The 24,460-nt window shown below is 68.0% G+C and carries 19 protein-coding genes; 11 read left to right on the top strand and 8 right to left on the bottom strand.

Features of this window, described 5'->3' with window-relative positions; translation table 11 throughout:
* Positions 1-33: 33 nt before the first annotated feature.
* The 4 genes from APZ15_RS41680 to recG form a co-directional block, all read right to left on the bottom strand.
* Positions 34-189 (bottom strand): hypothetical protein, encoded by a 156-nt coding sequence (locus APZ15_RS41680; RefSeq protein ID WP_021163864.1) that lies wholly within the window; start codon positions 187-189, stop codon positions 34-36.
* 102 nt (positions 190-291) lie between these two features.
* A complete protein-coding gene (katG, locus tag APZ15_RS07215) occupies positions 292-2,478 on the bottom strand; it encodes a catalase/peroxidase HPI (protein ID WP_027788332.1) in 2,187 nt (728 codons plus the stop codon).
* A gap of 643 nt (positions 2,479-3,121) precedes the next feature.
* Entirely contained in the window at positions 3,122-4,081 is a 960-nt protein-coding gene (locus tag APZ15_RS07210; protein ID WP_006483664.1) for a LysR substrate-binding domain-containing protein, read from the bottom strand.
* Positions 4,082-4,206: 125 nt separating this feature from the next.
* Positions 4,207-6,528: an ATP-dependent DNA helicase RecG gene (gene recG, locus APZ15_RS07205; protein WP_027788333.1), complete on the bottom strand. Its 2,322-nt coding sequence runs from the start codon at positions 6,526-6,528 to the stop codon at positions 4,207-4,209.
* 167 nt (positions 6,529-6,695) lie between these two features.
* On the opposite strand from recG, the gene queA reads away from it, so the two are divergent.
* The 6 genes from queA to APZ15_RS07175 all read left to right on the top strand — a co-directional run bounded on the left by queA (position 6,696) and on the right by APZ15_RS07175 (position 14,588).
* Positions 6,696-7,763, top strand: a complete 1,068-nt coding sequence (gene queA / locus APZ15_RS07200; RefSeq protein ID WP_027788334.1) for a tRNA preQ1(34) S-adenosylmethionine ribosyltransferase-isomerase QueA — start codon at positions 6,696-6,698, stop codon at positions 7,761-7,763.
* A 209-nt stretch (positions 7,764-7,972) separates the two neighbouring features.
* Positions 7,973-9,169: a tRNA guanosine(34) transglycosylase Tgt gene (gene tgt / locus APZ15_RS07195; RefSeq protein WP_027788335.1), complete on the top strand. Its 1,197-nt coding sequence runs from the start codon at positions 7,973-7,975 to the stop codon at positions 9,167-9,169.
* Positions 9,170-9,402: 233 nt separating this feature from the next.
* Entirely contained in the window at positions 9,403-9,726 is a 324-nt protein-coding gene (yajC, locus tag APZ15_RS07190) for a preprotein translocase subunit YajC (protein ID WP_006476868.1), read from the top strand.
* Between the two features lie 106 nt (positions 9,727-9,832).
* Positions 9,833-11,854, top strand: coding sequence for a protein translocase subunit SecD (gene secD / locus APZ15_RS07185; protein ID WP_027788336.1), 2,022 nt, complete (start codon positions 9,833-9,835; stop codon positions 11,852-11,854).
* 16 nt (positions 11,855-11,870) lie between these two features.
* A complete protein-coding gene (secF, locus tag APZ15_RS07180) occupies positions 11,871-12,821 on the top strand; it encodes a protein translocase subunit SecF (protein ID WP_027788337.1) in 951 nt (316 codons plus the stop codon).
* A 204-nt stretch (positions 12,822-13,025) separates the two neighbouring features.
* Complete coding sequence (locus tag APZ15_RS07175) at positions 13,026-14,588, top strand: S41 family peptidase (RefSeq protein ID WP_027788338.1); 1,563 nt, start codon at positions 13,026-13,028, stop codon at positions 14,586-14,588.
* Between the two features lie 18 nt (positions 14,589-14,606).
* Here APZ15_RS07175 and APZ15_RS07170 read toward each other — a convergent pair whose 3' ends face one another.
* The 4 genes from APZ15_RS07170 to APZ15_RS07155 all read right to left on the bottom strand — a co-directional run bounded on the left by APZ15_RS07170 (position 14,607) and on the right by APZ15_RS07155 (position 17,852).
* A complete protein-coding gene (locus APZ15_RS07170; protein ID WP_027788339.1) occupies positions 14,607-15,884 on the bottom strand; it encodes an MFS transporter in 1,278 nt (425 codons plus the stop codon).
* Between the two features lie 192 nt (positions 15,885-16,076).
* Complete coding sequence (locus APZ15_RS07165; RefSeq protein ID WP_027788340.1) at positions 16,077-16,658, bottom strand: YceI family protein; 582 nt, start codon at positions 16,656-16,658, stop codon at positions 16,077-16,079.
* A 64-nt stretch (positions 16,659-16,722) separates the two neighbouring features.
* Positions 16,723-17,283 carry a YceI family protein gene (locus tag APZ15_RS07160; protein WP_027788341.1) on the bottom strand — a complete coding sequence of 187 codons (561 nt, stop codon included), beginning with the start codon at positions 17,281-17,283 and terminating at the stop codon, positions 16,723-16,725.
* 8 nt (positions 17,284-17,291) lie between these two features.
* On the bottom strand, positions 17,292-17,852 hold the full coding sequence (locus tag APZ15_RS07155; RefSeq protein WP_027788342.1) for a cytochrome b: 561 nt from the start codon (positions 17,850-17,852) through the stop codon (positions 17,292-17,294).
* 258 nt (positions 17,853-18,110) lie between these two features.
* On the opposite strand from APZ15_RS07155, the gene APZ15_RS07150 reads away from it, so the two are divergent.
* The 5 genes from APZ15_RS07150 (at position 18,111) to APZ15_RS07130 (ending at position 24,333) form a co-directional block, all read left to right on the top strand.
* Positions 18,111-18,773, top strand: coding sequence for a paraquat-inducible protein A (locus tag APZ15_RS07150; protein WP_027788343.1), 663 nt, complete (start codon positions 18,111-18,113; stop codon positions 18,771-18,773).
* On the top strand, positions 18,770-19,399 hold the full coding sequence (locus APZ15_RS07145) for a paraquat-inducible protein A (protein WP_021156371.1): 630 nt from the start codon (positions 18,770-18,772) through the stop codon (positions 19,397-19,399). The genes APZ15_RS07150 and APZ15_RS07145 overlap by 4 nt, the downstream gene beginning before the upstream one ends.
* Positions 19,392-21,011 carry a PqiB family protein gene (locus tag APZ15_RS07140; RefSeq protein WP_027788344.1) on the top strand — a complete coding sequence of 540 codons (1,620 nt, stop codon included), beginning with the start codon at positions 19,392-19,394 and terminating at the stop codon, positions 21,009-21,011. Before APZ15_RS07145 ends, APZ15_RS07140 begins: the two co-directional genes overlap by 8 nt.
* Complete coding sequence (locus tag APZ15_RS07135; protein ID WP_027788345.1) at positions 21,008-21,733, top strand: PqiC family protein; 726 nt, start codon at positions 21,008-21,010, stop codon at positions 21,731-21,733. The genes APZ15_RS07140 and APZ15_RS07135 overlap by 4 nt, the downstream gene beginning before the upstream one ends.
* A 470-nt stretch (positions 21,734-22,203) precedes the next feature.
* Positions 22,204-24,333, top strand: a complete 2,130-nt coding sequence (locus tag APZ15_RS07130; protein ID WP_027788346.1) for a site-specific recombinase — start codon at positions 22,204-22,206, stop codon at positions 24,331-24,333.
* Positions 24,334-24,460 lie beyond the last annotated feature (127 nt).

Below are 24,460 nucleotides of genomic sequence, written 5' to 3'. Positions count from 1 at the left end.
CGCCACTGCAGCGTGGCGTGCGCTCCGCCGCGCTCAGGCGGCGGCGATCGCGTGCAGCGCCTGCGACACCAGTTCGGCCGCACCGCCGACGACGATCGCGAATCCGACTACGTACCGCGCGATCTCGGCCGGCGCCCGCACCTTCGGTGCCGCCAGTGCGGCGCGCATGTTCAGCATCATTTGCGTCATGATCGTCACTCCTTCAATGAAATCCAGGATCGGGACGAAACGGCCGGCCGGACGACCGGCCGTTTCCCGTTACTGCCTCACCGTGCTACTGCACGGCAACGCTCACGCGAGGTCGAAGCGGTCGAGGTTCATCACCTTGTTCCAGGCCGCGACGAAGTCGCGCGCGAACTTCTCCTTCGCATCCGCGCTGCCGTACACCTCGGCCAGCGCACGCAGCTGCGCATGCGAGCCGAAGATCAGGTCGACGCGCGTGCCGGTCCACTTCACCTTGCCCGTCGCGCGATCGCGCCCTTCGAACACGTCGTTCGCGGCCGACACCGGCTTCCATTCCGTGCCCATGTCGAGCAGGTTCGCGAAGAAGTCGTTCGTCAGCGCTTCCGGACGGTCGGTGAACACGCCGTGCTTCGCGTCGCCGGCGTTCGCACCGAGCACGCGCAGGCCACCGACGAGCACCGTCATCTCGGGCGCGCTCAGCGTCAGCAGTTGCGCCTTGTCGACCAGCAGCGCCTCGGCCGGCGTCTTGAACGCGCTCTTCAGGTAGTTGCGGAACCCGTCAGCCACCGGCTCGAGCACGGCCATCGCTTCGATATCGGTCTCTTCCTGCGATGCATCCGTACGGCCCGGTGCGAACGGCACCGTCACCGCGACGCCCGCGCTCTTCGCGGCCTGCTCGACGCCGGCCGCACCGGCCAGCACGATCAGGTCGGCGAGCGACACCTTCTTGCCGCCCGTCTGCGCGTCGTTGAACGCCTTCTGCACGCCTTCGAGTGTCGCGAGCACCTTCGCGAGTTCAGCCGGACGGTTCACTTCCCAGTCCTTCTGCGGAGCGAGGCGGATGCGCGCACCGTTCGCGCCGCCGCGCTTGTCCGATCCGCGGAACGTCGCGGCCGACGCCCATGCCGTCGACACGAGCTGCGACACCGACAGGCCCGTTGCCAGCACCTTCGCCTTCAGCGCGGCAACGTCGGCGTCGTCGATCAGCGGGTGATCGACTGCCGGGATCGGGTCCTGCCACAGCAGGTGTTCCGCCGGCACTTCCGGGCCGAGATAACGGGAGCGCGGGCCCATGTCGCGGTGCGTGAGCTTGAACCAGGCACGCGCGAACGCATCGGCGAACTCGGCCGGGTTCTCGTAGAAACGGCGCGAGATCTTTTCGTAGGCCGGGTCGAAACGCAGCGACAGGTCGGTCGTCAGCATCGTCGGGCGATGCTTCTTCGACGCGTCGAACGCATCGGGAATCACTTCGCCGGCGTCCTTCGCGACCCACTGGTGCGCACCGGCCGGGCTCTTCGTGAGCTCCCACTCGTAGCTGAACAGGTGCTTGAAGAAGTCGTTGCTCCACTTCGTCGGCGTCGACGTCCACGTGACTTCGAGGCCACTCGTGATCGCGTCCTTGCCCTTGCCCGTGCCGAACGTGCTCTTCCAGCCGAGACCCTGCTCCTCGAGGCCCGCGGCTTCCGGCTCGGGGCCGACGTTCGACGCCGGACCGGCACCGTGCGTCTTGCCGAACGTATGGCCGCCCGCGATCAGCGCGACCGTCTCTTCGTCGTTCATCGCCATGCGCGCGAACGTCTCGCGGATGTCATGCGCGGCGGCGACCGGGTCGGGGTTGCCGTCCGGGCCTTCCGGGTTCACGTAGATGAGGCCCATCTGCACGGCAGCGAGCGGGCTTTCGAGCTCACGCTTGCCCGAGTAGCGGCTGTTCGGGCCGCCGCTCAGTTCCAGCCAGATCTTTTCCGAGCCCCAGTAGACGTCGTCCGGTTCCCACGTATCGACGCGGCCGCCGGCATAGCCGAAAGTCTTGAAGCCCATCGATTCGAGCGCGACGTTGCCGGTCAGGATCAGCAGGTCGGCCCACGAGATGTTGCGGCCGTACTTCTGCTTGATCGGCCACAGCAGCCGGCGTGCCTTGTCGAGGCTGACGTTGTCCGGCCAGCTGTTGAGCGGCGCGAAGCGCTGCTGCCCGCCGCCCGCGCCGCCGCGGCCGTCGGCCGTGCGGTACGTGCCGGCGCTGTGCCAGGCCATGCGGATGAACAGGCCGCCATAGTGGCCGAAGTCGGCCGGCCACCAGTCCTGCGACATCGTCATCAGGGCGTGCAGGTCCTTCTTCACCGCCGCGAGGTCCAGCTTGCTGAACGCTTCCGCGTAGTCGAAATCCTTGTCCATCGGATCGGACAGCGCCGAATGGCGGTGCAGGATGTTCAGGTTGAGCTGATTCGGCCACCAGTCCTTGTTCGTCGTGCCGCCACCAGCGGTGTGGTTGAACGGGCACTTCGTTTCGTTCGACATGCGATTTCTCCTTGGCTTGCTCGTATGACTCCACCGGTTCGCTCCGGCGGCATGCCGGGTGCGGTTGGTGGAGTGTCATTGCGGGGATGGGAAACGGAACAGGTTGATTCTCCTGTCGTACTACGGGATGTCGCGCGGGGCCTGTAACGCGCGTTCCCGCTGCGATGCGCCGCGGGCGGGACGCTCGGGGAACCGGCTGCCGGCAGGCGTCGTGACGACGCCACGGGCGGAATTCCAGCTTTCGGACATGCGATGCTCCCTCATGGCTTGATGGCGGGTGAATCGGGGGAACACTGAACCGGCGCGCGGCGGCGTTCAACCGCCATACACACGATCCGCGAGGTACGCGAACGCAATCGGACGCAGGCTGCGAACCGCCGCCCTGGCGCGATGTACGACCGCGTCGCGCGGCGGGATGTTCCGCTGCGCGTGCTGCAATACCGACCGCATCATGACATCCTCCTTTGACGCTTGCACTCAGCGTGCAGACCGGTCGTCGACAGGACACCGATCCATGGAGAGGATTCTATATACGTCTATCGATTACTTGAATTTAATTAATTTCATCTATGCGATAGAGAAAAATAAACGGGGTCGCAAGACCCCGTTCATCGGGCTACCGCATGCGCATGCCGCAGCGTGCTCAGTTCATCGTCGCCGGCATGTCGAGCTTCGCGACACCCGGCAGCTCGCAGGCGGAAATCGCGTCGCTGATCGCGTCGATCGCGGGCATCCGCGTGAAGCTCTTGCGCCACACGAGCACCACGCGGCGGTCGGGCACCGGCTCGTTGAACGGCACGTACGACAGCAGTTCGGCATCGGGGCCGTTCGCGCGCGGGCCGATCTCGGCAACCGACATTCGCGGCAGCACCGTGATGCCGACGCCGCTCGCGACCATGTGGCGGATCGTCTCGAGCGACGAGCCCTCGAAGGTCTTCTGGATGCCGTCGGCCGTCTGCGAGAAGCGCATCAGCTCCGGGCACACGCCGAGCACGTGATCGCGGAAGCAGTGACCGTTGCCGAGCAGCAGCATGGTTTCCTGCTTCAGGTCCTCGGCGTCGATCTCGTCGCGCTTCTCCCACGGATGGCCGGCCGGCAGCGCGACGACGAACGGTTCGTCGTACAGCGGGCGCACCATCAGGCCGGTTTCCGGAAACGGCAGCGCCATGATCGCGGCGTCGATCTCGCCCTGCTTCAGCAGTTCGAGCAGCTTGAGCGTGTAGTTTTCCTGCAGCATCAGCGGCATCTGCGGGACACGCTGGATCATCTGCTTGACGAGCGTCGGCAGCAGGTACGGCCCGATCGTGTAGATCACGCCAAGGCGGAACGGGCCGACCAGCGGATCCTTGCCCTGCTTCGCGATCTCCTTGATCGCGAAAGTCTGCTCGAGTACGCGCTGCGCCTGCGTGACGATCTGGTCACCGATCGGCGTCACGCTCACTTCGCTCGCGCCGCGCTCGAAAATCTGCACGTTCAGCTCGTCTTCGAGCTTCTTGATCGCCACCGACAGCGTCGGCTGGCTCACGAAGCAGGCTTCGGCCGCACGGCCGAAATGCCGTTCGCGCGCGACCGCGACGATGTATTTCAATTCAGTCAGCGTCATTGTGGGTCAATCAGAGATATACAGGCGATAGGTTTAATTTATACACCCTGTGACACCGGTTCGCCAAGTTTCTCTGCATCGGAATGCGTCGAATGGCGATTCCGGATCCGGCCCCAGCCCGCGGATCAGGCTTTCAGATACTGCTCCCGCGCGCCGAGCCAGCGCGCGAGATGCTGCGTGACGATTTCGGGATACGCGGCAATCAGCCGCGTCGCGGCTTCGCGGGCCGGATCGATCAGCCAGCCGTCGGTCTCCAGGTTCGCGAAGCGCAGCATCGCCGCGCCCGACTGGCGGGCGCCGAGGAATTCGCCGGGGCCGCGGATCTCGAGGTCGCGCCGCGCGATCTCGAAGCCGTCGGTCGTCTCGCGCATCGTCTTCAGCCGCTCGCGGCCGGTGAGCGACAGCGGCCCCGTGTACAGCAGCACGCACACCGACGCCGCGGTGCCGCGCCCGACCCGGCCGCGCAACTGGTGCAGCTGCGCGAGGCCGAAGCGCTCCGCGTGCTCGATCACCATCAGCGACGCGTTCGGCACGTCGACGCCGACCTCGATCACGGTCGTCGCGACGAGCAGCTGCACTTCGTTGCGCGTGAACGCTTCCATCACGGCCGCCTTGTCGGCCGGCGACAGCCGGCCGTGCACGAGCCCGACCTTCAGCTCCGGGAGCGCGGCGGCCAGCGTCTCGTAAGTCTCGACGGCCGTCTGCAGCTGCAGCGTCTCGCTCTCCTCGATCAGCGGGCACACCCAGTACACCTGGCGCCCGGTCAGCGCGGCCTCGCGCACGCGGGCGATCACCTCCTCGCGCCGCGCATCGCCGACGAGGCGCGTCAACACCGGCGTGCGGCCCGGCGGCAGCTCGTCGATCGTCGAGACCTCGAGATCCGCGTAATACGTCATCGCGAGCGTGCGCGGAATCGGCGTGGCCGACATCATCAACTGGTGCGGCTGGAAGTCGCGCGCGCCGTTGGCCGCGTTCGCGGCCTTCGCCCGCAGCGCGAGCCGCTGCTCGACGCCGAAGCGGTGCTGCTCGTCGACGATCACGAGGCCGAGCCGGGCGAATTCGACCGTGTCCTGGATGATCGCGTGCGTGCCGATCACGAGCTGCGCGGTGCCGAGCGCGGCCGCCTCGATCGCCGCGCGCTTCTCTTTCGCCTTCAGGCTGCCCGCGAGCCACGCAACCGTGACGCCGAGCGGCTCGAGCCACGCGCGCAGCTTGCGCGCGTGTTGCTCCGCGAGGATTTCGGTGGGCGCCATCAGCGCGGCCTGGTAGCCGGCGTCGATCGCCTGCGTGGCGGCCAGCGCCGCGACCACCGTCTTGCCGCTGCCGACGTCGCCCTGCAGCAGGCGCTGCATCGGGTGCGCGAGCGTGAGATCGCGCGCGATCTCGTCGACGACGCGCGCCTGCGCGCCCGTCAGCGTGAACGGCAGCGCGGCATAGAGCCGGGTCGTCAGCGCATCGGCATCGCTCGCGGTGCGGCGCGGCATCGCGGGCGCCGCGCGCGTGCGGCGCTCCTCGTGCGCGCGCTTGAGCGACAGCTGCTGCGCGAGCAGTTCCTCGAACTTGATGCGCGTCCACGCCGGATGCGAGCCGTCCATCAGCGCGGCTTCGTCGGAATCGACGCGCGGGTGGTGCAGGATGCGCACCGCCTGCTCGAGCGTCGGCACATCGAGCGGCTTCAGGTAGTCGCGCTGGATCTCGGGCGGCAGCAGCTCGGGCAGCGGCGTGCGCTCCACCGCGTTCTCGATCGCCTTGCGCAGGTACGCCTGCGACACGCCGGCCGTGCTCGGATAGACGGGCGTGAGCACCTGCGGCAGCGGCGCATCGGCTTCGACGACGCGCACCGCCGGATGCACCATCTCCATCCCGAAGAAACCGCCGCGCACGTCGCCGCGCACGCGCAGCCGCTGGCCGACGGCCATCTGCTTGACCTGCGAGCCGTAGAAATTGAGGAAGCGCAGCACGAGCTGCTCGCCGTCGTCGTCCTGGATCTTCACGACGAGCTGGCGGCGCGGGCGATACGCGACCTCGTTGTCGAACACGACCCCTTCCGTCTGCGCGATGCCGCCCGGCAGCAGCTCGCCGATCGGCGTGAGCGTGGTTTCGTCCTCGTAGCGCATCGGCAGATGCAGCACGAGATCGATCGAGCGCGTGAGGCCGAGCTTCGCGAGCTTGTCGACGGTCTTCACGGGCTTGTCGGCGGCCGGCTTCTTCTTGCGCTTCGTGCCGGATGCGCCGGCCGCGCCGGCCTCGCCCGCCGCATCGCCGTCGGCATCGGGCGCGGCGGCCGCCGGCTGCGCGAGCCTGCCGTCGGCGCCGCGCTTCGGGCCGGCACGGCGCGGCACGGTGCGCGCCGCCGTGTCGTGCACGGGCGGCGCAGCATCCTCCGCGTCGAACGGATCGGCGGAATCGGCAACGGCAGCGGAGGAACGGCGTGGTGACACAGGCATCGGATCGTCTGGGTGCTTCGCAAGGCAAGTACAATAGCGGCTTTCACGTCGTCCGAACGAACGACGCCGGCCAGGCCGCGCATCCCGCCATCATAGCGGCTCGCGCGCCCCATTCACGCGTTTCCGCCCTGTCGGCGGCGCCCGCCGGCCGTTTCGAACCAGCCCGCATGTTCACGCTTTCCGATTTCGATTTCAATCTGCCGCCCGAGCTGATTGCGCAAACCGCGCTGCCCGACCGCACCGCGAGCCGCCTGCTCGAGGTCGACGGCACCGTCGAGCCCGCGCGCCTCGTCGACCGCCGCTTCGCCGAGCTGCCGTCGTGCATCGCACCCGGCGACCTGCTCGTGTTCAACGATACCAAGGTGCTGAAGGCGCGGTTCTTCGGCCAGAAGGCCAGCGGCGGCAAGATCGAGGTGCTGGTCGAGCGCGTGACCGGCACGCACACGGCGCTCGCGCAGATCCGCGCAAGCAAGTCGCCGGGTGCCGGCACGACGCTGCGTCTCGCCGATGCGTTCGACGTGACCGTCGGCGAGCGCGTCGAGCCGTTCTTCACGCTGGTCTTCCCCGAGCCGTGCCTCGACCTGATCGAGCAGTACGGCCGCCTGCCGCTGCCGCCCTATATCGAGCACGATCCGGATGCGACCGACGAGACGCGCTACCAGACCGTCTACGCGAGCAATCCGGGGGCGGTCGCCGCACCCACGGCCGGGCTGCACTTCGACCAACCGATGCTCGACCGGCTCGACGCGATGGGTGTCCAACGCGCGACGCTGACGCTGCACGTCGGTGCCGGCACGTTCCAGCCGGTGCGCGTCGACAACATCGCCGAGCACAAGATGCACAGCGAGTGGTACGACCTGCCGCAGTCGCTCGTCGACAAGATCGCCGCGACCCGCGCGCGCGGCGGCAACGTGATCGCGGTCGGCACGACGTCGATGCGCGCGCTCGAAGCCGCGGCGCGCGCCGCCGACGAAGCGGGCCGCCCGCTCGCGGCCACGCAGGCCGAGACCGACATCTTCATCACGCCGGGCTATCGTTTCCGCGTGGTCGACCGGCTCGTCACGAACTTCCACCTGCCGAAGTCGACGCTGCTGATGCTGGTGTCCGCGTTCGCGGGCGTCGAGACGATCCGGGCCGCGTACCGTCACGCGATCGCCGAACGCTACCGCTTCTTCAGCTACGGCGACGCGATGCTGCTCACGCGGCGCGACACGCCGGAGACGCCGCGCGCCTAGCACGACAGGCGCGAAAATGCGGCGGCCCGCGATTGCGCAGCGGCCGTTGCGCTTCGCGCTGCCGCACGCCGCGCGGTTGTCTCCGCGCGGTTGCCCCGTTTCCCGCGGTACGCGCTACGATGGCGCACCTGTTTTTCCCCGCCGCCGGCCTGCCGGCGGCGTTTCCAACATGCGCCGGACTGTTTTCCGGTAGCGAGGAGAATGACGCGATGACCGAAGGTTCATCCCACGATACGCACGATACGCACGCCCCCGTGCAGGACCGCCCCGCAAACGGGCTCGAATTCGAACTGCTGACGACCGACGGCCACGCGCGCCGCGGCCGCGTGAAGCTCAATCACGGCGTGGTCGAGACGCCGATCTTCATGCCGGTCGGCACGTACGGCACCGTGAAGGCGATCCAGCCGCGCGAGCTGCACGAGATCAAGGCCCAGATCATTCTCGGCAACACGTTCCACCTGTGGCTGCGCCCGGGCCTCGACACGATCGACGCGCACGGCGGCCTGCACGGCTTCATGGGCTGGAACAAGCCGATCCTGACCGACTCGGGCGGCTTCCAGGTGTTCTCGCTCGGCGACCTGCGCAAGATCACCGAGGACGGCGTCACGTTCGCGTCGCCGATCAACGGCGACAAGCTGTTCCTGTCGCCGGAAGTGTCGATGCAGATCCAGAAGGTGCTGAACTCCGACGTCGTGATGCAGTTCGACGAGTGCACGCCGTACGCGACCAACGGCGTGCCGACCACGCACAAGGAAGCGGCCGACTCGATGCGCATGTCGCTGCGCTGGGCGAAGCGCTCGCTCGACGAATTCAACCGGCTCGGCAACCCGAACGCGCTGTTCGGGATCGTCCAGGGCGGCATGTTCGAGGACCTGCGCGACGAATCGCTCGCGGGCCTCGCGGAACTCGGCTTCCACGGCCTCGCGATCGGCGGGCTGTCGGTCGGCGAACCGAAGGAAGACATGATGCGCGTGCTGCGCCACGTGGGCCCGAAGCTGCCGGCCAACAAGCCGCACTACCTGATGGGTGTCGGCACGCCGGAGGACCTGGTCGAGGGCGTCGCGAACGGCGTCGACATGTTCGACTGCGTGATGCCGACCCGCAACGCCCGCAACGGCTGGCTCTTCACGCGCTTCGGCGACGTGAAGATCCGCAACGCGACGCACAAGAACTCGCTGAAGCCGCTCGACGCGAGCTGCTCGTGCTACACGTGCCAGAACTTCTCGCGCGGCTACCTGCATCACCTGCACCGCGTCGGCGAGATCCTCGGCGCGCAGCTCAACACGATCCACAACCTGCACTACTACCTGCAGCTGATGAGCGAGATCCGCGACGCGATCGAGACCCACACGTTCGACGCGTTCCGCCAGCGCTTCGCGGAGGATCGCGCGAGAGGCGTCGACTGACGGGCCGGCTGCCCGCGCCGCGGCCCGTCACATAGGACGAGTACTAAATAACGCGTCCCAACTGTCGAATCCGGCCGCCAAACATTACAATTGCCTTTCCAAACGAGTCGCAACGGTACCGGTTCGCGCTTTAACAGCTTGATCCGAAAGCGCATTTGCCGAGCCGTTTGCGCATGGGGCCGGTGGTAGAATAACCGGCTTATTTTTCGATCTTCCCCTACGGAGAGACCAACGTGCCGTTCATTTCCAACGCGTTCGCGCAAGGTGCCGGTGGCGCCGAATCGAGCCTGATGAGCTTCCTGCCGCTCATCCTGATGTTTGCCGTGCTCTACTTCATCATGATCCGTCCGCAGATGAAGCGTCAGAAGGAGCACCGCAACATGCTCGCGGCCATGGCCAAGGGCGACGAAGTCGTCACGAGCGGCGGCCTCGTGGGCAAGGTGACGAAGGTCACCGAAGGCTACATCGGCGTCGAGATCGCCGAAGGCACCGAAATCACCGTGCAGAAGGCCGCGGTCACGACCATTCTGCCGAAGGGCACGATCAAGTCGCTGTAAGCCCTTCACCGAGCGTCCGGCATCCCGCGCCGTGCCCGCCTGAGAGAGCGGGCCGCCGCGGCGCCGGACGCGACGCTTTCACGCCAACCACCCGTTCGGCTCCCTCATGAATCGTTATCCACTCTGGAAATATGTCGTGATGGTCGTGGCGCTCGCCATCGGCCTTCTGTACACATTGCCCAACTTCTTCGGCGAAGCGCCGGCGGTGCAGGTGTCGAGCGGCAAGGCCACGGTCAAGCTCGACTCGACCACGCTGACCCAGGTCGAATCGGCGCTCGCCGCCGCGCAGATCACGCCGGACGACGTCACCTTCGAGAACACGGCGACCAACGCGAACATCCGCGTGCGCCTGAAGGACACCGATACGCAGCTGCGCGTCAAGGACCTGCTGCAGAAGTCGCTGAACGCCGACCCGAACGATCCCCAGTACGTCGTCGCGCTGAACCTGCAGAGCGCGTCGCCGCGCTGGCTGACCGCGCTGCACGCGCTGCCGATGTATCTCGGCCTCGACCTGCGTGGCGGCGTCCACTTCCTGCTCCAGGTCGACATGACGGGCGCGCTCACGAAGAAGCTCGATTCCGACGCGTCCGACGCGCGCACGCTGCTGCGCGACAAGAACATCCGCGACGGCGGCGTGAGCCGCGTCGACCAGTCCGTGGTCGTCAATTTCAGCGATGCGCAGACGGCGGAAGACGCCCGCAAGGTGCTCGCGCTGTCGATCACCGAACTGCAATGGGCGACCCAGCCTGGCGGCGGCGGCACGCAGGTCGTCGGCACGTTTACGCCGGCCGTGCAGAAGTCCGTCGAGGACGCCGCGCTCAAGCAGAACCTGACGACGCTCCACAACCGCGTGAACGAACTCGGCGTGTCGGAGCCGATCCTGCAGCAGCAGGGCAGCGACCGTATCGTCGTCGAGCTGCCGGGCGTGCAGGACACCGCGAAGGCGAAGGACATCATCGGCCGCACCGCGACGCTCGAGGCACGCCTCGCCGACCCGATCAACACGCACCCGAACCCGAACGACCCGGTGCCGCCGGGCGAAGAACTGTTCACGCAGGGCAACCAGGCGCCCGTGCTGCTGAAGAAGGAAGTGATCTTCACGGGCGACCGCATCATCGATGCATCGGCCGGTTTCGACGATCACCAGCGTCCGTCGGTCAACATCCGCCTCGATTCGGCGGGCGGCCGCTCGGTGCGCGCGGTGTCGCGCGAGAACATCGGCAAGCCGATGGCGATGGTGCTGTTCGAGAAGGGCAAGGGCGAGGTGCTGACGGTCGCGACGATCCAGTCGGAGCTCGGCGACCGCTTCCAGATCACGGGCCAGCCGACGCCGCAGGCCGCGGCCGACCTCGCGCTGCTGCTGCGCGCCGGTTCGCTCGCCGCGCCGATGGACATCATCGAGGAGCGCACGATCGGCCCGAGCCTCGGCGCCGACAACATCAAGATGGGCGTCCACTCGGTGATCTGGGGCTTCTGCGCGATCGCCGTGTTCATGATCGCGTACTACATGCTGTTCGGCGTGATCTCGGTGATCGGCCTGTCGGTGAACCTGCTGCTGCTCGTCGCCGTGCTGTCGCTGATGCAGGCCACGCTGACGCTGCCCGGTATCGCCGCTATCGCGCTCGCCCTCGGTATGGCGATCGACTCGAACGTGCTGATCAACGAGCGCGTGCGTGAAGAACTGCGCGCCGGCCAGCCGCCGCAGCTCGCGATCCAGTCGGGCTACGCGCACGCATGGGCGACGATTCTCGACTCGAACGTCACGACGCTGATCGCCGGCCTCGCGCTGCTCGCGTTCGGCTCGGGCCCGGTTCGCGCGTTCGCGATCGTGCACTGCCTCGGTATCCTGACGTCGATGTTCTCCGCGGTGTTCTTCTCGCGCGGGATCGTCAACCTCTGGTACGGCGGCCGCAAGAAGCTGAAGTCGCTCGCGATCGGCCAGGTGTGGAAGCCGGAAGGCGCCGCTGCCGCCGCACCGTTCGCCGAGGCGGACGATGCGACCGACACCGCGCGTGCCGCGAAGCTCGCCGCGCCCGCGAAGGGCAACGCGCCGCGCACCGGCAAGCCGCAGCTGCGCAACCGCGCGCAGCAAAGCGTGTCGCCGAAGAAACCGGGCTCGACCCAATAAGGCCCCGGAGAAGACCATGGAATTTTTCCGCATCCGTAAAGACATTCCGTTCATGCGGCACGCGCTGGTGTTCAACGTGATCTCGCTGGTCACGTTCCTCGCCGCCGTGTTCTTCCTGTTCCACCGCGGGCTGCATCTGTCCGTCGAATTCACCGGCGGGACGGTGATCGAGGTGCAGTACCAGCAGGCCGCCGAACTCGAACCCGTGCGCGCGACGCTCGGCAAGCTCGGCTACGTCGACGCGCAGGTGCAGAACTTCGGCACGTCGCGCAACGTGCTGATCCGGCTGCAGCTGAAGGAAGGCCTCACGTCCGCTCAGCAGAGCGACCAGGTGATGAGCGCGCTGAAGGCACAGAGCCCGGACGTCACGCTGCAACGCGTCGAATTCGTCGGCCCGCAGGTCGGCCGCGAACTCGCGACCGACGGCCTGCTCGCGCTCGCGTGCGTCGTGATCGGCATCGTGATCTACCTGTCGTTCCGCTTCGAGTGGAAGTACGCGGTGGCCGGCATCATCGCCAACCTGCACGACGTCGTGATCATTCTCGGCTTCTTCGCATTCTTCCAGTGGGAGTTCTCGCTGGCGGTGCTCGCGGCCATCCTCGCGGTGCTCGGCTACTCGGTCAACGAGTCGGTCGTCATCTTCGACCGGATCCGCGAAACGTTCCGCCGCGAACGCAAGATGACCGTGCAGGAAGTGATCAACCACGCGATCACGACCACGATGTCGCGTACGATCATCACGCACACGTCGACCGAAATGATGGTGCTGTCGATGTTCTTCTTCGGCGGCCCGACGCTGCACTACTTCGCCCTCGCGCTGACGGTCGGCATCATGTTCGGCATCTACTCGTCGGTGTTCGTCGCGGGCTCGCTCGCGATGTGGCTCGGCATCAAGCGCGAAGACCTGATCAAGGAAAAGAAGACCGCGCACGATCCGGACGATCCCAACGCAGGCGCGCAGGTTTAAGCGCCACGCTGCTTCGGCACGGACGAAAAGCCGGCCCGGTTGGGCCGGTTTTTTTTCGCCCGTATGTTCGCCCGTACCGCCGGCGAGGAACGCGCAGCCCGCTCGCTCGGCCCGGTCACTCGCGTCGGCTACAATCGTGACCGTCCCGCCGGCCGTGCGCCGGCGGGACAGCACCTTCGCCCTCCGTTCCAACGTGCGGTCCCGATGATGCCTTCTACGCGTGCCGTTCTTCGCCTTGCCGTTTGCGCAGCCGCCACGGCCGCGTTCCTGCCGTGCGCGTCACCGGTCGGTGCGCAACAGCCGGCGCCCGCCCGGCCCGCTTCTGCTCCCGCCGCCTCATCCTCGTCATCCGCCTCACCCGCCACCGCCCGGCCGCCTTCGCCCTGCCCGCCCGACTGGGAGCCGCAGATCTGCGAGCTCAAGGCGGCGGTGGAAGTGCTGAAGCGGCAGCACCTGACCGACGTCGACATCGGCGCGCTGCTCGACGCCACGACCCACGCGGGAATCAAGACGCTGCCGTACGCGCGTTTCTTCGATGCGAAGGAGGAGCAGGAGCGGCGCGAAGACGAACGGCGCGCGCGCGACGGCACGCCCGGCATCGGCATCGTGTTCGAGACGCGGCCCGACGGGCTGCACATCGTCGACGTGATTCCCGACGCGCCCGCGGAACAGGCCGGCGTGCGCCCCGACGATCTCGTCGTCGCGATGAACGATACGAGCGTCGTCGGCATCGATGCCGACGACCTGACCAAGCTCGCCAAAGGCGACGCGGGTGTGCCGCTGAAGCTCACGGTACAGCGCGGCCCGTCGCACGCGATGCTGAGCTTCGCGCCCGTGCGGACGATCCTCAAGCCGCACCCTGCGACCGCGAAACGGCTCGCCGGCGACATCCTGTACACGCGGCTGTCGAGCTTTCCGGAACCCGCCGTCGGCGCCTACATCGACGCGGTGCAGGCCGCACGCCGCGCGGGGCCGCCCGTGCAAGGCGTGATCCTGGACCTGCGCATCAACGGCGGCGGCGCGCTCAATGCGGCGATCGGCATCACCGCGCTGTACGCGGGCCGAGATCGCACCGCGATGGTGACGGTCGAGCGCGGCGACGCCAACCGTCGCCGCTACACGACCAACTGGCCCGATTACGCGTTGCCGGTCATGCACGGACAGGATCCGCTCGCGCCGTTGCAGGCCGACGACTGGTGGCACACCGTGCCGCTCGTCGTGCTCGTCGACGGACAGAGCGCGTCGGCCGCCGAAGCGACCGCGGCGGCGCTGAAGGATCTCGGCCGCGCGAAGCTGCTCGGCATGCCGACCTACGGAAAGGGGCTCGCGCAGACGGGCGTCGACCTGATCGACGGTACGCGCCTGAATTTCACGTTCGCGCGCAACCTGCGGCCGAACGGCTGCCCGATGGACGGCTACGGCGTCGTGCCCGACTGGCTCGTGCCGCCGCGCCGCGACTCGGACGTCGACGGCGTACTGCTGTGGTACCGCGAAGCCGATCTCCCGCGCGCGCCGTATGCGGACCGGCTGGCGCCCGACCCGTTCGCGAAGGTGCGCAAGGAGCGGCAGAAGCTGCGCGAGCAGCGTGCGCTTGCAAAGATCGACTCGGCGAAGAGCGCGGCGCTGCCGCAGCGCGAGTTCGGCACGGCCTCCGACTGGCAGCTCGGGCAGGCCCTTGCCGCGCTCGCGGGGCGCCCCGTGCGAACGGTCGACGCCAAGCCGCAACTGATGCCCGCGCAGCCCGTGTGCGAGCGCGCCGGCAACTGACGCGCGCCGCCTGCCCCGTTACCGGAAGCCGAACCGCCGGCGCAGCACGACCAGCGCCGCGAGGCTCAGCACGGCCGCGAACATCAGGTAGAAGCTCGGCGCCGTCTTCATCCCGGTCGCCTTGATCAGCCACGCGATGATGAACGGCCCGAAGCCGCCGAAGATCGTCACCGCGACGTTATAGGCGAGCGACATCCCGGTCGTGCGCGTCTGCACCGGGAACACTTCGGACAACAAACCCGGCAGCGCCGCGAAGTAACCCGTCATCAGGAATGCGAGCAGCACCTGCAGGGCGATCAGCGTGCCGAAGCCCGGATGGGCGACCAGGTACGCGAATGCCGGATAGATCAGCACGAGGATGCCGATCGCCGGCGCGATCATCACGCGCACGCGGCCGTAAGTATCCGACCAGTGGCCGACGAGCGGTGCGAACACCATCTGGATCACGCCGACGACGAGGATCGCCGCGAACGCGGCCGACGGCGCGAGGCCGAGCTGCTTCACGCCGTAGGTCGGCATGAACAGCACGAGATAGGTCGCGACGGTGCCGAGCACGACCACACCCATCGCGGCGACGAGACGCGCCTTGTGCGACGCGAACGTGTCCCGCAGCGGGTTCGCGGTGCCTTCCGCCGCGAGGAATTCGGGCGTCTCATCGACCTTCGTGCGGATGTAGTACGCGACCGGCCCGAGCAGCAGGCCGAAGAAGAACGGCACGCGCCAGCCCCACGACGCCATCTGCTCGGCCGAGAGCTGCGCGTTCAGCACGGTGCCGAAGCCGGCGGCGAGCAGCGTCGTGAGCCCCTGGCTCGCGACCTGCCAGCTCGCGAAGAAGCCGCGCCGGCCCGGCACGTGTTCGGCGAGGAACGCGGTCGCGCTGCCGAATTCGCCGCCGGCCGAGAAGCCCTGCATCAGCCGCGCGGCGACGAGGATCACCGGCGCCGCGACGCCGATCGCCCCGTAGGTCGGCAGCACCGCGATGATCAGCGTGCCGGCCATCATCAGCAGGATCGACAGCGTGAGCGCGGCCTTGCGGCCCGCGCGGTCGGCGTACGCGCCGAGCACGATCGCGCCGAGCGGGCGCATGAAGAACGACACGCCGAACGTGCCGAGCGTGAGCAGCAGCGACACGGTGTCGTTGCCGGCCGGGAAGAACAGCTTCGAGATCGTCACCGCGAAAAAACCGTAGACGACGAGATCGAACCACTCGAGCGCATTGCCGATCGACGCGGCGACCACCGCGCGCCACACGCGCGGCGACGAGGCAATGGGACGGGACTGCGTGACGGCATGCATCGGCGATCTCCTTGTCGTTGTACGTTCTGTTCGAGGCGGCCGCGGCCACGCGTGCGCCGTCGGCGCCGCCCGGGCGCCGCGAGCGGCGCTCGGGCGATTATAGGCGCGCAAAAAAACCGCCGCGCCCGTGGAACGGGAACGCGGCGGTTGGCGCGCGACGGGCCGGCGCGGCGGCCGGCCCGGCTGGCAGTATTACTGCTGCTTGACGGCTTCGGCCGTGATCAGCAGCTTCGTCTTCATCTTGAAGCCGTACTGCTTGCCGTAGTCGAGGCCGAAATCGTCGCGGCTGAATTCGCCGACCGCGTCGACGCCGCACACTTCACGCTTGAGCATCGGATGCGGCATGCACTTGAACGAGTCGATCTTCAGCGTCAACGGCTTCGTGACGCCATGCAGCGTCAGGTTGCCGACCACCGACACCGGCTTGTCGCCGTCGAACTTGATCGTGCCCTTGTAGTTCGCCTGCGGGAACTTCGCGACGTCGAAGAATTCGTTCGTCTGCAGGTGCTCGTCGAGCTTCGCGCTGCCGGTGTGGATCGACGCGATGTCGGTCGTCACGTCGACCGTACCCGTCTTCGCCGCGCGATCGAGCGTCACGGTGCCGCTCGACTTGTCGAACTTGCCGCGCCAGACCGACAGGCCGCCGAAGTGGTCGGCCTCGAAGCTCGGGTACGTGTGGGACGGATCGAACTGGTAGGTTGCGCTGTCGGCGAATGCCGAGAACGACAGCGTGGCAGCCAGTGCGCCCGCGGCGATCATCAGATGCTTTTTCAACTCTTTCTCCTTGGAACGGCGCCGCGCCCTCGCGCGGCATTCGGGTGATGCGATGGTTCGCCGCTTACTTCGTGGCGACGAGATGGAACTTGATCTGCACTTCGTCCGCGACGACCGACGTGTCCTTCCATTCGCCGGTGCCGACGTTGAAGGCCGAACGCTTGATCGGCAGCACGCCGTCGAACGTCTGCGTCGCGCCGTTCTGCGTGACCGTGACGGGCACCGTGACGGTTTCGGCCTTGCCCTTGATCGTCAGCTTGCCGGTCACGTTGTACTTGTTGCCGCCGGCCGGTGCGATCGCCGACGACACGAACGTCGCCTGCGGGAAAGCCTTCGCGTCGAACCAGTCCTTGCCGGCGACCTGGTCGTTGTACATCTTGTCGCCGAGGTCATAGCTCGCGACGTCGATCGTCATCTGGGCGCTGCCCTGCGCGGCCTTCGCCGGATCGAACTTCACCTGCGCGGAAAACTTCTTGAACGCGCCTTCGGTCGGCACGTTCATCTGCTTCGATACGGCAGACACCTTGCTCTTCGCGAGATCGACATCGGCGTGCGCCGCGCCCGACGCGACAAGTGACACCGCGGCGAGCGCGGTCAGCATGGAGCGGGAGAAAGACACTTTCATGGGATCCTTCATTTGGCAAAGGGAAGCATCCGCGACAGCAGGCCGTCGCGGTCCAACAACTGGTGCTTGAGCGCCGCGAGCACGTGCATCGCGACGAGCGCAAGCAGAATGTAATTCAAGGACACGTGGAGCGTCTTGAAGGTTTCCTTCAGCACCGGATCGGGGTCGATCAGGCGCGGCAGCGGCACGATGCCCAGGTAGACGACCGGGATGTTCGAGGCCGAGCTGTACAGGTAGCCCGTCACGGGGATCACGATCATCAGCACGTACAGCAGCATGTGCACGCCGTGCGATACCACGCGCTGCCACGCCGGCGTATCGGCCGGCAGCGGCGGCGGCACGTGGGTCGCCCGCCACAGCACGCGGATGACGGCCAGCGCGAACACCGTCACGCCGATCCACTTGTGCCACGAGAAGTACTTCAGCTTGGTCGGCGTGAAGCCGGGGATGTCGGTCATCACCCAGCCGAGCGCGAAGCCGCAGATGATCAGCAGCGCGATCAGCCAGTGCAGCGCGATCGCGGTATGCGCATAACGTGCCGGCACGGCCGGCGGCGATTTCGATACCATCCTGGATTCCTCAGTTCAGCGAACAGCCGCGCCGGCCATTCGTCCGACGCTTGTCAAGGGCGCCATGCTACCGCAACCTTTTGACGCGCGCGGACTCTGAGGACAGGCATGTCAGCCGGCCGACAGCTTCCCGTCATGTTACCGGCCGGTCACAAACCGCACGATCCTTGACACGCCGAAAAGGCCCTTTTGGTAAGATTGGCGCGGGTTCCGGCCCCGTCGACGCGTGTCCCCGGCCGTCGCACAACTGCCTTTTCCATGCAACGATACGACCTGATTGCCTGTCACGAGTGCGACGCACTGTTGCACAAACCGCGCCTGAGCGGCCGCGAAATCGCGCGTTGCCCGCGCTGCGACGCGCTGCTTTATCGCAACAGCGCGGCGCAGATCGAGCGGATCTGCGCGCTCGCGCTCGCGGCACTGATCACGTTCACGATTGCCCAGGCGTTCCCGATCCTCGAAATGGACGTGAACGGCAACCGCGTGCAGACCACGCTGATCGGCGCGATCGACTCGCTGTGGCGCCAGGACATGGCGATCGTCGGCGTGATGGTGTTCTGCTCGACCGTGCTGTTCCCGCTCGTCGAGATGGCCGCGCTGCTGTACCTGCTGCTGCCGATCCGCCGCGGGGTCGTGCCGCCCGGTTTCAACCTCGTGCTACGCGCGATCGAGATGGTGCGGCCGTGGGGGATGATCGAGGTATTCATGCTCGGGATCCTCGTCACGATCGTCAAGATGGTGAGCCTCGCGCGCGTCGTGCCGGAAGCCGCGCTGTTCGCGTTCGCCGCGCTCACGCTGATGATCGCCGTAGTGCTGATGTTCGATCCGCGCACGCTGTGGGACATCGTCGACGACCTGCGCGCCGGGCGCTCGCCCGGGCAGCCCGACGCACCCCCGTTGCCGGAAGCCGCCCGCCGATGACGATCCCGACCGCCGCCCGCGAGGGCTACGTCAGCTGCCACACGTGCGGGCTCGTGCAGACGCTCGACCATCCGCACGCGCATTGCGCGCGCTGCGGCAGCGCGCTCCATTTCCGCACGCCGAACAGCCTGATGCGCACGTGGGCGCTGCTGCTCGCGGCCGCGATCCTGTACATTCCGGCGAACCTGCTGCCGATCATGCGCACCGCGTCGATCGTCGGCTCGCAGGAAGACACGATCATGAGCGGCGTCATCTATTTCTGGGTGTCGGGCGACTGGCCGCTCGCCGTCGTCGTGTTCGTCGCGAGCATCCTCGTGCCGATGCTCAAGCTCGGCGTATTGCTGATCCTCGTGATCAGCGCGCAGCGCCGCACCGCATGGCGGCCGCAGCAGCGCACGCGGCTGTTCCGGATCGTCGAGCGCATCGGCCGCTGGTCGATGCTCGACATCTTCGTCGTGACGCTGACCGTCGCGCTCGTCCATTTCCGTTCGCTCGCCGTCATCACGGCCGGCCCCGGCGCACTCGCGTTCGGTTCCGTCGTGATCCTGACGATGCTCGCGTCGATGCAGTTCGATCCCCGCCTGATCTGGGATCCAGTCGAAACCTCAGGGAATCACCATGAATAGTCCACAAGGCCCGCAGCACGACGCGCCCCGGCCGCCCGATCCGACGATCTCGACGAAAAGCGGCTGGCTGCCGTCGCTCGTCTGGCTCGTGCCGCTGATCGCCGCGCTGATCGGCATCGGCCTCGTGATCAAGTCCGTGCGCGAACGCGGCCCGGAAATCACGATCAGCTTCCATAGCGCCGAAGGGCTCGAGCCCGGCAAGACCCAGGTCAAGTACAAGGACGTCGAGATCGGCATGGTCAAGACGATCAAGCTGTCGAAAGACCTGTCGCGCGTGCTCGTCCAGGTGCAGCTCAAGAAGGAAGCCGAGGACTTCGCGGTCAAGGGCTCGCGCTTCTGGATCGTGCGGCCGCGCGTCGGCGCGACCGGCGTGTCGGGGCTCGGCACGCTGCTGTCGGGCGCGTACATCGGCGTCGACGCCGGCCGCGGTCAGGACACGCTGACCGATTTCACGGGCCTCGAGACGCCACCGGCCGTCACGGGCGACCAGAAAGGCACGCAGTACGTGCTGCGCGGCGATTCGCTCGGCTCGGTCGACATCGGCTCGCCGGTCTACTACCGCCGCGTGCAGGTCGGCCAGGTGGTCGGCTTCTCGCTCGACAAGGACGGCACGGGCGTCACGTTCAACGTGTTCGTCAATGCGCCGTACGACCAGTACGTCGGCATCAACTCGCGCTGGTGGCAGGCGAGCGGCGTCGACCTGCGGCTCGATTCGAGCGGCCTGAAGCTGAACACGCAGTCGCTCGCGACGGTGATCCTCGGCGGCATCGCGTTCCAGACGCCGCCGAACCAGGGCTCCGGCACGACCGCGCCGAACAACACGACGTTCCGCCTCGCGTCCGACGAGGGCGACGCGATGCGCGACCCGGACGGCCAGCCGCTGCAGGTCGTGATGAACTTCAACCAGTCGCTGCGCGGGCTCGCCGTCGGCGCGACGGTCGACTTCCGCGGCATCGTGCTCGGCGAAGTGACGAACATCGGTATCGACTTCGATCCGAAGACGAAGAACTTCCTGATGCCGGTGACGATGAACATCTATCCGGAACGCCTCGGCCGGCGCTTCCGCGAAACGATCGAGAGCAAGGGCGAACCGGCCCGCCGCGAGATCGTCGAGCGGCTCGTCCAGCACGGGCTGCGCGGCCAGTTGCGCACCGGCAACCTGCTGACGAGCCAGCTGTACGTCGCGCTCGACTTCTTCCCGAAGGCGCCGGCCGTGAAGATCGACACGGCCCGCCAGCCGCTCGAGCTGCCGACCGTGCCGAACACGCTCGACGAGCTGCAGTTGCAGGTCGCCGACATCGCGAAGAAGCTCGACAAGGTGCCGTTCGACCAGATCGGCGCGAACCTGAACAGCGCGCTCGCGAACGCCGACAAGCTGTTCAAGCAGCTCGACACGCAGGTCGCGCCGGAAGCGCGCGACACGCTGTCGGCCGCGAAGCAGACCTTCTCGACCGCCGAAGCGACGCTGCAGCAGGATTCGCCGCTGCAGTCCGACGTGCGCGGCGCGCTGAAGGAACTCACGCGCACGCTGCAATCGCTGAACGCGCTCGCCGACTACCTCGAGCGTCACCCCGAATCGCTGCTCAAGGGCAAGCCAGGAGATCAACCATGACGACACGCGTGAACGGTTTCGCGAGCGGTGCTGCGGCGGTTGCCGCCGCCCTCGCGCTCGCCGCGTGCAGCTCGCCGCCCGCGCGGTTCTACACGCTCAGCCCGGCCGACGCCGCGGCGCCGCTGCGCACCGCGCCGGCCAACCCGGCGTTCCTGATCGAGGTGCCGTCCGTCGGCGTGCCCGAGCAGGTCGCGAAGAACCAGCTGGTCGTGCAGAAGAACGCCGCGCAGGTCGACGTGCTCGAGCAGGAACGCTGGGCGTCGCCGCCCGCCGACGAGATCCGCCGCGCGCTGTCGGACGATCTCGCCGCGCGGCTCGGCACGATCGACGTCGCGAATTCCGCGTATCCGCCCGGCGTGCCCGTGTATCGCATCAGCGTGAACGTGCAGCGCTTCGAGTCGTGGCCGGGCAAACGGGCGGCGGTCGATGCGGTGTGGAGCGTGCGCTCGCTCGCCACGCAGGCCGTGATGACCTGCCGCACGAGCGTCGCCGAACCGGTCGCCGACGGCTACGACGCACTCGTCGCCGGCCACCGGCGCGCGCTCGACGTGATCGCCACGCAAGCCGCGGCCGGCGTGCGTGCCATGGCCGCGCGCCGTGGCGCATCGGCTGCCGCGGCACCCGCGGCCGGCGGCAAGACGGCCGCCGCGCCGGTCGTGCCGTGCCCGGCCAATCCGGCGCCGGGCGGCGACGCCGGCGCGACGGGCAAGTCCGGCGCGTAAGCGTGCGGCGCGCAGGCGAACGCTCGACGGCGTACGCGCCTGCGCGGCTTCGTCCAGCGCGGCGCGTCCGATAGCGACCGCCGGCCGCCATCGGCGATGCGCTGCCGCGGCCGGCCCCCGGCCCCGCATCGCGCTCCCCGGCCGGACGGCCATGACATTGTTTGTCAAAGTCGGCCGGAACCGGCTTCGTGCAACGCGGTCGGCTTGCGTTTTCCGGCCCGATTGACGATCCTACGCACTTTCAGGCCCGCGCCGCTCGTCGTGCGCGCCAGCCAGCGGCGCCGGGCCGTGTTCGGCCCGACCGCCGTGCCGCCCGGCGCCCGCACCGTGCACCGCAGCGGGGCAGCCGCATCGCGGGTCGCCTCGCATCGTCCGGCAACCTGCCCCGTCTCACCCGTTCTCCCCGGCGCCGCGCCGTTTCCCGGCCGGCATCCCGAACCCGCCCGCCGAGGGCTTTCGCTATTCCGTTTATGTTTCGTTCCCTGACGACCCTGATCAAGAAGTGGCGCGCGTCGCGCAATGCCGGTCACCAGCTCGATGCGCTGCTCGCGCACGCCGACGCCGATGCGTCGTACGCCGAGCGCAGCGAATGGCTGATCGAGCTCGCGCACTGGCTGCGCCGCACCGGCACGATGCAGGACGCGCCGGCCGATCGCGACGCCGATGCGCGCGCGTATCCGGCCCACGCGCGCTTGCGCTACCTGTTCCACGTGCTCGATCGCAACCCCGCATGGAAGGCGCACGCCGCGCGCATCCTGCGCGGCATCCTGCGCGAGTGCGACGGCATCTCGCTCCTGTGCGACGCCGGCATGCCCGTGCACTCGGGCTTCTTCGGCGCGCTGTTCGAGCGGATCGACTCGTCGCTGATCCCGCCGGCGCCGAACCGCCGCGAGCTGTCGGCGCTCTTCACGCTGATGTTCCCGACGCCGGAAGACGCGCAATGGATCGACGCGCTGCCCGACGATCTCCTCACGCGCCTCGCCGACCTGTTCTCGTTCGACGTCACCGACGAAGAGCGCCACGAGCCGGGTTCGTTCTCGCGCGACCTGCTGGCCGCGCTGCACAACCTGACCTGCCAGATCAGCTCGACCGGCCTGTCGCAGACGGTGCGCAGCCGGCTCTCCGACGACGACGCGCGCAAGCCGCTGGAACGCCAGCCGCTGGAAACGCAGCCGTTCTACCGCCTCACGCGCGCGATGCTCGCGGTCGAGACCGCGCACGCGGCCGTCGAGGACGGCGGCGACCCGAGCAAGCTGCTGCACGAGGTCAACTACCTGCGCGTGCTGCTCGACGAATGCCGGATCGCCGTCGACGAGGTGTTCTCGCACCTGTACCGCAACGGCGTGTCGGTCGACATCGTGTTCCAGGTCGAGCGGATGCGCATGCGCATCCTGCGCGCCGAGATGCTGCTCAACGCGTGGATGGCGCGCGACGACCTGCACGGGATGGCGCACCTGACGGCCGAGCTCGTCGACGCGAACCACAACAGCCAGAGCGTGTCGCACCTCGTGCGCAGCAACTTCTCGCTGTTCGCGCGCAAGCTCGTCGAAACCAACGCGGACACCGGCGAGCACTACATCTCGCGCGGCCGCGCCGAGTACCTGAAGATGCTGCGGATGGCCGCGGGCGGCGGCCTCGTCACCGTCGTGACGGTGTGCGTGAAGTTCGCGATCACGGGCGCGCACCTGCAGTCGATGCTCGAAGGGCTGCTCGCGGGCATCAACTACGCGGCCAGCTTCATGCTGATGCACTTCCTGCACTTCACGCTCGCGACCAAGCAGCCTGCGATGACCGCGCCGACGCTCGCGCGCGAGCTGGACGACACGGGCCACGACGAAGGCGTGAAGGCGTTCGTGGCATCGGTGATCGCGCTGATCCGCACGCAGGCCGCCGCGATTTCGGGCAACGTGCTCGTCGTGCTGCCCGTGTGCCTGCTGGTGCAGCTGTTCGCCAGCAACCTGCTGCATGCGAACCTGATCTCGCCGGAGAAGGCGCACGCGACGCTGCACTCGTTCTCGCTGCTCGGCCCGACGCCGCTCTACGCGGCGCTGACCGGCGTGCTGCTGTGGGCGTCGAGCCTGCTTGCGGGCTGGGCCGACAACTGGTTCGTGCTGCACCGGGTCGGCGACGCGCTCACGTACAACCGCCGGCTGCGCCTCACGCTCGGCGCGGCCGGCGCCGCGAAGCTCGCGCATTTCTGCCGGTCGAACGTGGCCGGCGTGGTCGCGAACGTCGGCCTCGGCCTGATGCTCGGTCTCATCCCCGCGATCGTCACCGTGTTCATGTTCCCGTTCGAGGTGCGGCACGTGACGCTGTCGGCCGGTTCGATCGGGATCGCGCTCGGCGTGCTGGGCAAGGACGCGCTGGGCACCCCCGAGCTGTGGTGGGCCGGCGCCGGCGTGCTCAGCATGGCGATCCTCAACGTGCTCGTGAGCTTCGCGCTCGCGTTCACGATGGCCGTGCGCTCGCGCAGCCTGCGTCCGACCAAGGTGCGCGCGCTCGTCGCCGCGATCGTCCGCACGGTGCTGTCGAATCCGCTCGCGCTGTTCTGGCCGGGCAGCAGCCCGGCCGCCCGCGCCGGCCAGCCGGGCTCGCACTGAGCCCGCGGCGGCCTGGCGGTGCCCGCCCGGGCGCCGCCGGGCCGCCCCCGGCACGCATGCGCGGCGCCCGCGGCACCGAAACGCGACGCAACGCCGGCCCCGGCCGCCCGCGCCGCGTACAATAGTG

The sequence above is a fragment of the Burkholderia cepacia ATCC 25416 genome (assembly GCF_001411495.1).
GTDB lineage: Bacteria > Pseudomonadota > Gammaproteobacteria > Burkholderiales > Burkholderiaceae > Burkholderia > Burkholderia cepacia.
Note: the sequence above shows the minus strand (reverse complement) of the source record. Positions and strands in the feature narration are given on the sequence as shown.

Excerpts from the sequence above, each read along its gene's own strand:
- APZ15_RS07160 (WP_027788341.1), bottom strand. The coding sequence starts at position 17,283 with ATGAAAGTGTCTTTCTCCCGCTCCATGCTGACCGCGCTCGCCGCGGTG.
- APZ15_RS41680 (WP_021163864.1), bottom strand. The coding sequence starts at position 189 with ATGACGCAAATGATGCTGAACATGCGCGCCGCACTGGCGGCACCGAAG.
- APZ15_RS07150 (WP_027788343.1), top strand. The coding sequence starts at position 18,111 with ATGCAACGATACGACCTGATTGCCTGTCACGAGTGCGACGCACTGTTG.
- secD (WP_027788336.1), top strand. The coding sequence starts at position 9,833 with ATGAATCGTTATCCACTCTGGAAATATGTCGTGATGGTCGTGGCGCTC.
- queA (WP_027788334.1), top strand. The coding sequence starts at position 6,696 with ATGTTCACGCTTTCCGATTTCGATTTCAATCTGCCGCCCGAGCTGATT.
- APZ15_RS07140 (WP_027788344.1), top strand. The coding sequence starts at position 19,392 with ATGAATAGTCCACAAGGCCCGCAGCACGACGCGCCCCGGCCGCCCGAT.
- tgt (WP_027788335.1), top strand. The coding sequence starts at position 7,973 with ATGACCGAAGGTTCATCCCACGATACGCACGATACGCACGCCCCCGTG.
- APZ15_RS07145 (WP_021156371.1), top strand. The coding sequence starts at position 18,770 with ATGACGATCCCGACCGCCGCCCGCGAGGGCTACGTCAGCTGCCACACG.
- APZ15_RS07130 (WP_027788346.1), top strand. The coding sequence starts at position 22,204 with ATGTTTCGTTCCCTGACGACCCTGATCAAGAAGTGGCGCGCGTCGCGC.
- recG (WP_027788333.1), bottom strand. The coding sequence starts at position 6,528 with ATGCCTGTGTCACCACGCCGTTCCTCCGCTGCCGTTGCCGATTCCGCC.
- katG (WP_027788332.1), bottom strand. The coding sequence starts at position 2,478 with ATGTCGAACGAAACGAAGTGCCCGTTCAACCACACCGCTGGTGGCGGC.
- APZ15_RS07170 (WP_027788339.1), bottom strand. The coding sequence starts at position 15,884 with ATGCATGCCGTCACGCAGTCCCGTCCCATTGCCTCGTCGCCGCGCGTG.
- APZ15_RS07175 (WP_027788338.1), top strand. The coding sequence starts at position 13,026 with ATGATGCCTTCTACGCGTGCCGTTCTTCGCCTTGCCGTTTGCGCAGCC.
- APZ15_RS07155 (WP_027788342.1), bottom strand. The coding sequence starts at position 17,852 with ATGGTATCGAAATCGCCGCCGGCCGTGCCGGCACGTTATGCGCATACC.
- secF (WP_027788337.1), top strand. The coding sequence starts at position 11,871 with ATGGAATTTTTCCGCATCCGTAAAGACATTCCGTTCATGCGGCACGCG.
- APZ15_RS07135 (WP_027788345.1), top strand. The coding sequence starts at position 21,008 with ATGACGACACGCGTGAACGGTTTCGCGAGCGGTGCTGCGGCGGTTGCC.
- APZ15_RS07210 (WP_006483664.1), bottom strand. The coding sequence starts at position 4,081 with ATGACGCTGACTGAATTGAAATACATCGTCGCGGTCGCGCGCGAACGG.